Source organism: Frankia sp. CcMO1 (genome assembly GCF_977945845.1).
On record NZ_CDWTMG010000085.1, the window covers coordinates 1 to 2,722 of the forward strand.

General features: G+C 68.6%; 3 protein-coding genes. 1 reads left to right on the forward strand and 2 read right to left on the reverse strand.

Annotated features, from left to right (window positions below):
• Positions 1 to 423, reverse strand: a 423-nt coding sequence (locus AC08OU_RS12365; RefSeq protein WP_476604913.1) for a S1 RNA-binding domain-containing protein, incomplete at its 3' end; no start/stop codon positions are given.
• A 270-nt stretch (positions 424 to 693) separates the two neighbouring features.
• On the opposite strand from AC08OU_RS12365, the gene AC08OU_RS12370 reads away from it, so the two are divergent.
• Positions 694 to 1,512 (forward strand): class I SAM-dependent methyltransferase, encoded by an 819-nt coding sequence (locus AC08OU_RS12370; RefSeq protein ID WP_476604914.1) that lies wholly within the window; start codon positions 694 to 696, stop codon positions 1,510 to 1,512.
• A gap of 63 nt (positions 1,513 to 1,575) precedes the next feature.
• Here the strand turns inward: AC08OU_RS12370 and pgfA are convergent.
• On the reverse strand, positions 1,576 to 2,722 hold a 1,147-nt coding region (pgfA, locus tag AC08OU_RS12375), incomplete at its 5' end, for a cell envelope lipid trafficking protein PgfA (RefSeq protein ID WP_476604915.1).

Consider the following 2,722-nt stretch of genomic DNA (forward strand, 5'->3'; position numbering starts at 1 on the left):
CAGCCCGCCCTTCACGACCTCGATCACCGTACCGGTGACGATGCCGTCCTCCTCCTTGACCTTCTCGATCGTCCCCCAGGCCCGCTCGTACTGAGCGCGCTTCTTGGAGAGGATCAGGCGGCCTTCCTTGTCCTCCTTCTGAAGGACGAGGGCCTCGATCTCGTCGCCGACGCTGACCACCTCGGCGGGGTCGACGTCGTGCTTGATCGAGAGCTCACGGGAGGGGATGACACCCTCGGTCTTGTAACCGATGTCCAGCAGCACCTCGTCGCGATCGACCTTGACGATCGTGCCGGAGACGATGTCGCCGTCATTGAAGTACTTGATGGTCTCGTCAATCGCAGCGAGAAACTCTTCTTCGCTGCCGATGTCGTTGACGGCGACCTGTGGGGTGCGCGCCTGCTCGGCAGTGCTGGTGGTCATGAAGGGGGAACTCCGGGGTTTGGACTGTGGTCGATGCGGACAAGTGAAGACGCTGCGGAATGCACAGCCCGGCGGCCCCGAGTCGGTGGCGTCCCCCCGCAGGGTGCTGCCAGTCGGATCAAGGACAAACACAGTCCGCGCACACCGCGTGCGCCCTAGTAACCCTAGCCGCTCGCCCGATCACGGGTCAAAGCCAACCCGGCGCCAATCTGAGCGCCAGTCGGCGACCCGTCCTCTGGTCGTTCGGCCCGGCACGGGAGCATAGCCGACATGGACACCGAACCGCCCGTCGCGGGTTTCGAACCGGTGGGCGCCGAGGAGAGCGTCCGCGCGAATCGTGCCTGGTGGGACGCCGAAGCGGACGACTATCTCAAGGAGCACGGCGACGATCTGGCCGGCCGCCTGCGCTGGGGTCCGGAAGGGCTCGACGAGTCGGCCGCCGGCCTGCTGGGCGACGTGTCCGGGCGGGACGTTCTGGAGATCGGCTCGGGCGCTGCTCAGTGCGGCCGATGGGTCGCCGGGCACGGCGGGAGGGTGGTGGCGAGCGACCTTTCCGGCGGGATGCTCCGGCACGCCCGCGACGGCGCCCGGCCCGCGGCACCGGCACCGGCACCGGCACTCTTACAGTGCGACGCCCGGGCCCTGCCCTTCGCGGCGGCGTCCTTCGACATCGCCTTCAGCGCCTACGGCGCCGTGCCGTTCGTCGCGGACCCCCGCCGGGTCTTCGCAGAGGTGGCCCGGGTGCTTCGCCCGGGCGGCCGCTGGGTGTTCTCGGTGACGCACCCGTTCCGGTGGGTCTTCCCCGACGACCCCGGAGTCGCGGGCCTCACCGCGGCGTTCTCGTACTTCGACCGGACGCCGTACGTCGAGACCGGCGGCGGCCGCGTGCACTACGCCGAGCACCACCAGACCCTGGGTGACCGGGTGCGCGACCTGGTCGCGTCCGGCTTCGTGATCGACGACGTCGTCGAGCCGGAGTGGCCGGATGGCCTGGAGCGGGCCTGGGGCGGCTGGAGCCCGATGCGGGGTCGCCTCATCCCGGGAACGGCGATCTTCGTGACCCACCGACACCCGCAGACAAACGACTGAGTCGTGTCCGGACCCCGAAAAGGGGTCCGGACACGACTCAGTCGGCGGAAGGTGTGGGCTAACTCAGACGCCGGCGCGGACGCGCGCGGGCTCGTCCTCCCACTCGTCCTCGTCACGGCGGCGATCGGTCACGACCAGGGTGCCGCCGATCAGGAGCAGGATCGGCCCGAGGACCCAGCCACCGATCGGGCCGAGCCGCGAGGCGAACCGCAGGCCGAAGGAGGCGGACTTGTACTCGTCCACGTTCCGCTTGACCGTGTCCGGCGTGTACTCCATGAACCCGTTGAAGATCGGGGCTTCCTTGCCGTTCGCGACCAGCCGCTGGTTCACCTGCTCGGCCCCCTTGATGATCGCGCCGGTGTAGGGCTCGATCCAGACGGTCCGCCGGGTGGAGTAGATCCGGTCAGCGTTCACCGACGGCTCGTTCGGGACGCCGATCAGCTCGCCCGGTACCTGCTCCTGGCTGACCACCGTGTCCGGGACGACCTGGACGAACCGGTAGGTCTGCAGCCCCTCGATCCGCTCGGTGCCGTCGAACCGAGCGGTCGTGGCCGACTTGATCGTCTCGTCCCAGAACGGGTAGTCCCGGCGCTCGGTGTTGAACGGGAACTTGTAGAGCACGCCGCGGTGCTCGATCGGCTGGCCGATGTCGTCCGTGGGGTCCTCGGTCCGGTAGTCACCGCAGCAGTTCGTCGCCAGGCCGGTCTTCTGGTTGAACGATCCACCTTCGACGTACGCCTCCAGCAGGCCCTTGCCCTCGACCTCGACCATGACGGCGTTCCGGTAGAACCGCTCCTCCCCCGTCGCCTCGGCTGATCCCTCGCGGATCTCGCCGTTCACCTGCCGGACCTGATGGATCGTCTGGTTGCTGTAGATTTGGGTGCCACCCTCCTCCACACTGCGCGGAAGGAGGACTGTCACCCCCTCACCCCGCGCCTCCATCTTGGTGTTGGGGTCGACGGGCGCCTTGGCCACCCTCGGGTACACGTACGTGGGCAAGGCGATGGCCAGCGCGACCAGCGCGACGCCCAATGCCACAAGAACCAGTGCCACGATCCTGCGCATCCAGTACTCCCACGTGGTCAGTGGCCCCCGTGTCCGGGTGCCGCGGCTTTGCCCGGCGGCGGTTGCCCGCGGGCGAGTTCCCCGTTCCCACTTCGTTCCGATGCCGCCGCCGGCAACCCACCCGGCAAGCGTCAGAGCCTGTTTT